At 40.8% G+C, this 6,341-nt stretch carries 4 protein-coding genes and 1 other annotated feature; of the genes, 1 reads left to right on the forward strand and 3 read right to left on the reverse strand.

Translation table 11 applies throughout. The features are described from left to right. Nucleotides 1-97: 97 nt before the first annotated feature. Complete coding sequence (gene serS / locus KMHG_RS16655) at nt 98-1,378, reverse strand: serine--tRNA ligase (RefSeq protein ID WP_010291282.1); 1,281 nt, start codon at nt 1,376-1,378, stop codon at nt 98-100. Nucleotides 1,379-1,438: 60 nt separating this feature from the next. Continuing rightward, nucleotides 1,439-1,653 (reverse strand) — a binding site (T-box leader). Between the two features lie 128 nt (nt 1,654-1,781). Between serS and pdxR the strand changes: the two genes are divergently transcribed. After that, nucleotides 1,782-3,188, forward strand: a complete 1,407-nt coding sequence (gene pdxR / locus KMHG_RS16660) for a MocR-like pyridoxine biosynthesis transcription factor PdxR (RefSeq protein WP_010291285.1) — start codon at nt 1,782-1,784, stop codon at nt 3,186-3,188. Between the two features lie 16 nt (nt 3,189-3,204). On the opposite strand, the gene KMHG_RS16665 is transcribed toward pdxR, so the two are convergent. Then, nucleotides 3,205-4,509, reverse strand: a complete 1,305-nt coding sequence (locus KMHG_RS16665) for a D-alanyl-D-alanine carboxypeptidase family protein (RefSeq protein WP_010291289.1) — start codon at nt 4,507-4,509, stop codon at nt 3,205-3,207. 108 nt (nt 4,510-4,617) lie between these two features. Continuing rightward, entirely contained in the window at nt 4,618-6,081 is a 1,464-nt protein-coding gene (gene guaB / locus KMHG_RS16670) for an IMP dehydrogenase (RefSeq protein WP_010291292.1), read from the reverse strand. Between the last annotated feature and the right edge of the window lie 260 nt (nt 6,082-6,341).

The raw sequence follows: 6,341 nt of genomic DNA on the forward strand, positions 1-6,341 counted from the left end.
AAAAACCGGAACCGCGCCAGAGCGCGATTCCGGTTTTTTTATGCTCATTTGAGATGGCGTTTTTACACTTATGTCCCAGCCTCTTTTTTTACATGCATTATTTTGCTTTAATTTCAGTCACGCCGCCCATGTAAGGAACAAGTGCTTCTGGAATTTTTACAGAGCCGTCAGCTTGTTGGTAGTTTTCAAGAATTGCTGCCACTGTACGACCGATTGCAAGACCTGAACCGTTTAATGTGTGTACGTATTCTGGTTTTGCGTTTTTATCACGACGGAAGCGAATGCCTGCGCGACGTGCTTGGAAATCTTCAAAGTTTGAGCATGAAGAAATTTCGCGGTATTTATCTTGTGCTGGAATCCATACTTCTAAATCGTATTTTTTCGCAGCAGTAAAGCCTAAGTCAGCTGTACACATTTTTAATTTACGGTATGGTAAACCAAGTTTTTGTAGTACTGATTCAGCGTGAGAAGTTAATAATTCAAGTTGTTCGTAAGAGTCTTCTGGTTTTACGAAACGTACTAATTCAACTTTGTTGAATTGGTGTTGACGGATTAAACCACGTGTATCACGGCCGGCAGAACCTGCTTCTGAACGGAAACATGCAGAGAAAGCAGTGAACGCTTGTGGTAACATATCCGCTGATAAAATTTCATCGCGGTAGTAGTTTGTTACAGGCACTTCAGCTGTTGGGATTAGGAAGTAATCTTCTTTTTCGACTAAAAATGCATCTTCTTCGAATTTAGGAAGTTGACCTGTACCTGTTAAGCTTGCACGGTTTGCCATGTATGGTGGTAACATTTCTTCGTAACCGTGTTCATCAGCGTGTAAGTCCATCATGAAGTTCCAAAGCGCACGTTCTAGACGAGCACCTAAACCACGGTAAAAGACGAAACGTGAGCCTGTTACTTTTGCAGCGCGTTCGAAATCGATAATACCTAGATCTGTTGCGATGTCCCAGTGTGCTTTTGCTTCGAAATCAAATGTTGGTACGTTACCCCAAGTGTATTCTTCAACGTTATCATCTTCTGTATCACCTACAGGTACTGATTCGTGTGGAATGTTTGGTAGACGCATCATCATATCTTGGAATTTTTCTTCGATATCTGTAAGTTCTGCATCTAACGTTTTAATTTCAGCGCTTAATTCACGCATTTTTAAAATATCGTCTTGTGCATCTTCTTTCGCACGTTTTTTCACAGCGATTGCTTCAGTTGCTTTGTTGCGTTCTGCTTTTAATTCTTCTGTTTTCGCGATTAAATCACGACGTTTTTGATCCCATTCTTCAAAGTGTTCAAATGTACCAAGTTCTTCGTTACGGTGCGCTAATTTTTCTTTTACTTCCGCAAGGTTTGCGCGGACGCGTTTAATGTCTAACATTCGTTTCTCCTCCAGTCAATTGATCGATGTAGGCGTACAAAAAAATGCTCCCATCCCCATGAAAGGGACGAGAGCATACCCGCGTTGCCACCCTAATTGAGCAGACTGATGCCTACTCCACTTGTTTCATAACGGCTAGGATGCCGGCCCTACCTACTGCTGGTTTCAATAGGGCAACTCCAGGACGGATTCGCGAGCGTTTTTATCGACTTCCACCAGCCGTCGACTCTCTATAAAAAAACGGATTCGTTACTACTTCCTATCATCGTGTTAAATGTTAAGTTACCCCTACTTTACAACACATTTTCAAGTGATGCAAGTACGATAAAGATACTCTTTTGACGAAATAATTACGCCTGTGTATCATTAGCAGTAGTTTAGACGTTCGAAAGGAGAGAGTGAGATGGATATGCTTATGTTCGAGTTAGATAAAGAGGCAACCGTGCCACTTTATGAACAATTGTACGAAGCAATTAAAACGAATATTATCGATGGCTCGATTCCGGTACAGACGAAACTGCCGTCAAAACGCAAATTAGCGGAGTTTTTAATGTTGAGCCAAACGACGATTGAGCTCGCTTACGGCCAGTTACTTGCAGAAGGCTACATTATGTCAAAACCACGAATCGGCTTTTTCGTCGAAGATATTGCCACGTTACCATACGTGGATAAAACGGCCGCTCCACTAGAAGTGCAACAAGACGCACCGCATTACGACATCGACTTTAGTCCAAGTCGCATCGACACAGCTGCCTTTCCATTTACCGCTTGGCGTCGCTATGCAAAAGATGTTATCGACGAGCAGAAGCAATCGCTATTATTGTCAGGCGCTGCACAAGGTGAATATGCCCTTCGTGAAGAAATCGCTCATTACTTATACCAGTCGCGTGGTGTTCATTGTTCTCCTGCACAAATTGTCATCGGTTCTGGTACTGAGCAACTCATTCCGATGATTATGCAAATACTCGGCAACGGTCATGTATATGCACTCGAAAATCCGGGATATCAAATGACGCACCATATCATTGAGCAATACGGCGAACGAAGCGTTCCAATTCGCGTTGACGACGATGGGATAGATATCGACATGTTGAAACAGAGCGCTGCTAATATCGCCTACGTCACGCCCTCACATCAATTCCCGACCGGCGCGATTTTATCCGCACCTCGACGGATACAATTGCTTCAATGGGCAAGTGCCGAAGCGAACCGCTACATTATCGAAGACGATTACGATAGTGAGTTTCGTTATATCGGAAAACCAATTCCGTCGCTTCAAAGCATGGACCACCAAGAGCGCGTCATTTATTTAAGTACGTTTTCAAAATCGCTCATGCCGTCATTACGAATCGCGTATTTCGTATTACCGAAAACGTTGCTCGCCCGCTATCATGAATTGTTTACATACTACACGTGTACCGTACCGCGATTTGAGCAATCGATTTTAGCGCAATTTATGCGAGACGGCCATTTTTCAAAACATTTAAATCGCATGCGTAAAATTTATCGTAAAAAGTTAGAACGATTAACGGATGCAATTGCTCATTATGAACACGTCAATATTGCCGGCGAACAAGCTGGCATGCACGTTGATTTAATCGTGCGACATTCGTTAAATGCAAAAGCATTAAGCGACGTTGCGAAAGCACATCATATTCGTATTTCACCACTCTCTCGATATATGCTGACGCACGATAGTCGCTACGATCAACATTTATTGCTCGGATTCGGCGGTTTTGCAGAAGACGAAATTGCGCGTGCTATTGATACGTTATTTAAACTTTGGGGCATACAAAAAGGAAGCACTTGATGTGCCTCCTTTTTCGTTAAAATACTTCGTTCCATGTGTTTTTAAAGAAATCGCCGATACCTGTAAAGCCTTTCGATAACCAGCCGCGCTCTGCGACAGCTTTCGTTGTGACAATATCAGAAGTTAACGTTGTCGGTACGACATAACCGTACTCATCACCCGTAATTTCTACGTGACCAACAACTGTTCCTTTTTTCACAGGTGCAGAAATTGATTCGTGTTCTAACACAACTTCTGTTTTGACGTTGTCGTCTATTTTATTCACCATTAATGAAATTGGTGTCGTCGCTTGAATGCCGACTGTTTTTTCTTTACCGTTTTTCACGTTAATCGTTTTATTTTCTTTAAACGTCGCATTTTCAGCTAAAATCGTTTTCGTTTCAAAGTTTTCAAATGCATAATCGAGTAATACTGCTGTCGCATCAAAACGTGCTTTATATGTACTATCGCCGTTTTTCTCACGTGCATCCATCACGATCGTAATAAAACGTTGATCGCCGCGTTTTGCTGTTGCTGCAAAACATTGACCTGCATAATCAGTAGAACCTGTTTTTAAACCGTCCACGCCTTCATACTCAAACTTGCCACCCTTTAACATGTAGTTCCAGTTTTCCATCGGAATGGCATCTTTCGTACCTTTCGCAAACGTCTTTTTCAAAATACTCGCTGTATCTAATACATCAGGATGATCTTTTAATAAATGATACGCTAACGTCGCAACGTATTTTGCAGGCATTTTATTTTCACCTTTTTTCGGTGTGCCTTTCGGATGCATATTGTGTAGTTGTGAGTTGTTTAAGCCTGTCGCATTATAAAACTTATAATTTTTTAAGCCAAGTTCTTTTGCCTTTTTGTCCATCATCGGTAAAAATTTCTTTTCTGAACCAGCAACGACTTCTGCTAATGCGATCGTTGCAGCATTCGCTGAATAAATGGCCATTGCTTCGTACAGCTCTTTCACTGTGTATACGCCATCTTCACGAAGCGCTACATTACTTAATGCTGTATCATGTGAAATTTTAAACGCATATTTCGATACGTTGTATTTATCATCCCATGAAATATCCCCTGCTTTAATTTTGTCTAGCAGAATATATTCGGTCATCATTTTAGACATGCTCGCGATGCCGAGCGCTTTATTTGCATTTTTTTCGTATAAAATTTTGCCGCTATCTGCATCAATGATGATAGCTGCTTTCGCAAGCACTTTCGGTTCGTTCGATGCAGCGCTCGCTTTAGTGACGCTTACTTCTAGCATACTGACAAACAGTACGATCGCTAAAAGGACGCGTACCGATGTCGTGATCCACAGTTTTTTCACGCTATACCCTCCATCTATTTTTATCTTCATTATTTTATCATACATAGACTACTCGTTTCTCTATGAAAAAAAGCCCCTGCAATGAAGCAGAGGCTTTGAAGTTTTTCATTAGATTGAGTAGTTTGGCGCTTCTTTTGTAATTTGTACATCATGTGGGTGAGATTCACGAAGACCTGCACCAGTCATACGTACGAATTGAGCGTTGTCGCGAAGATATTCTAAATCTTTCGCACCGCAGTAACCCATACCTGCACGGATACCACCAACAAGTTGGTATACTGTATCAGCTAAAGGTCCTTTGTAAGGAAGACGACCTTCAATACCTTCTGGGACTAATTTTTTAGCATCTTCTTGGAAGTAGCGGTCTTTTGAACCTTTTTCCATAGCGCCTAAAGAACCCATACCGCGGTAAACTTTGAAGCGACGACCTTGGAAGATTTCTGTTTCACCAGGTGCTTCAGAAGTACCTGCAAGTAATGAACCTAACATTACAGCGTTACCACCAGCGGCTAATGCTTTTACGATATCGCCTGAGTATTTAATACCGCCATCTGCGATGATTGCCTTACCACGTTCACGAGCAACTGTCGCACAATCGTAAACAGCTGTAATTTGTGGAACACCAACACCAGCAACAACACGTGTTGTACAAATAGAACCAGGTCCGATACCAACTTTAACAACGTCTACGCCGACGTCGAATAATGCAGCTGCACCTTCCGCAGTTGCTACGTTACCAGCGATGATTGCTAAGTCTGGGAATTTATCGCGAATTGCTTTTACTGAGTTGATAACACCAGCTGAGTGGCCATGTGCTGTATCGATAACGATGACGTCAACTTGAGCTTCTACTAATTTTTCGATGCGGGTTACAGCATCTTTCGTAACGCCAACTGCAGCACCTACTAGTAAACGACCGAATTCATCTTTTGCTGCTTTCGGATATTCGATTACTTTTTCGATATCTTTAATTGTAATTAAGCCTTTTAAAATGCCGTCATTATCAACTAAAGGTAATTTTTCGATTTTGTGTTGTTGAAGAATTTTTTCAGCTTCATCTAAAGTTGTACCTACAGGAGCTGTGATTAAGTCTTCTTTCGTCATCACGTCAGCAATTTGTAATGAGTAATCAGAAATGTAACGTAAGTCACGGTTTGTAATAATACCAACCAATTTTAATTCTTCTTTGTTATTAACGATTGGAACACCTGAGATTTTATATTTACCCATTAAGTGTTCTGCATCAAATACTTGATGAGAAGGTGTTAAAAAGAATGGGTTCGTAATGACACCATTTTCTGAGCGTTTTACGCGTTCGACGTGATCAGCTTGTTCCTCAACAGACATGTTTTTATGAATGATACCTAAGCCGCCTTGTCGTGCCATTGCAATCGCCATTGATGCTTCTGTAACTGTATCCATACCTGCACTGATTAATGGAATGTTTAATTTAATCTTCGATGTTAACTGAACACCTAAATCTACTTCTTTCGGTAATACCTCTGAATGTGCTGGTACTAATAATACATCATCGAATGTTAAGCCTTCTTTGGCAAATTTCGTTTCCCACATTTTTAATAACTCCTCCTGTTTGAAAATATATTAATTGTAAGATTAACAACCTAAGGGGGGATATGTCAAGATTCCAGAAAAAGAAAGAGTATTCAAAGTATTCTCAATCATCATAGCTTTGCAATGATTACGCTTTATTAGAGCAAACTCTTTACGAATAAAGAAAATAGTAGACATAAAAATTATTTATGTCGTAATATTTTTTTCTTTCTATTATATATGTATCAAATTTAAAACGCATAAAAAAAGCACTGAACGCT

Source organism: Kurthia massiliensis (assembly GCF_000285555.1).
In the GTDB taxonomy this organism is placed as follows: Bacteria; Bacillota; Bacilli; order Bacillales_A; family Planococcaceae; genus Kurthia; species Kurthia massiliensis.

Excerpts from the sequence above, each read along its gene's own strand:
- pdxR (WP_010291285.1), top strand. The coding sequence starts at position 1,782 with ATGGATATGCTTATGTTCGAGTTAGATAAAGAGGCAACCGTGCCACTT.
- guaB (WP_010291292.1), bottom strand. The coding sequence starts at position 6,081 with ATGTGGGAAACGAAATTTGCCAAAGAAGGCTTAACATTCGATGATGTA.
- serS (WP_010291282.1), bottom strand. The coding sequence starts at position 1,378 with ATGTTAGACATTAAACGCGTCCGCGCAAACCTTGCGGAAGTAAAAGAA.